The organism is Streptomyces sp. SID13726 (genome assembly GCF_010548375.1).
Classification (GTDB): domain Bacteria; phylum Actinomycetota; class Actinomycetes; order Streptomycetales; family Streptomycetaceae; genus Streptomyces.
Genome location: NZ_JAAGLY010000713.1, coordinates 1 through 404, shown reverse-complemented (window position 1 = coordinate 404; position 404 = coordinate 1). Strand labels below are relative to the sequence as shown.

At 75.7% G+C, this 404-nt stretch carries 1 protein-coding gene; it reads right to left on the bottom strand.

Annotated elements, in window-relative coordinates:
• Window positions 1–349: serpin family protein (locus tag G3I78_RS49910; protein WP_343244051.1), on the bottom strand; the 349-nt coding region annotated here is incomplete at its 3' end.
• Window positions 350–404: the final 55 nt, after the last annotated feature.

Below are 404 nucleotides of genomic sequence, written 5' to 3'. Positions count from 1 at the left end.
GGACCTGGGCCTGGTCGTCGAGGACGACCTGGTTCGCGACGTGAACGAGCGGGGTCTTCGGGAGCTCGTCCTTCTGCACGAGGGCGGGGTCGCCGTCGTAGGTCTGGAGCGCCGCGAGCAGGGCGTTGACGGCGTCGGTCCGGTCCTGCCCGGTCGCGCCGAGCGCAGCGTCGAGGGACGCGGCGGTCTCGCCGCGCGCGCCCTCCGCGAGCATGGACAGGGCGACGACGGCGCTCGCCGGCGACACGACGACGTTGCCCTCGCGCGGGGCCGCGTCGAGCATCGTCAGGCCGAGCTCCTCGGTCGCGCCGACCACGTCGGGCGTGGCGTCCGCGTCGGCGACGGTCACGACCCGGCGCTCCACGTCCGCGGTCGTGACCGCGGGAGGCTCGCTCGACGGCGTC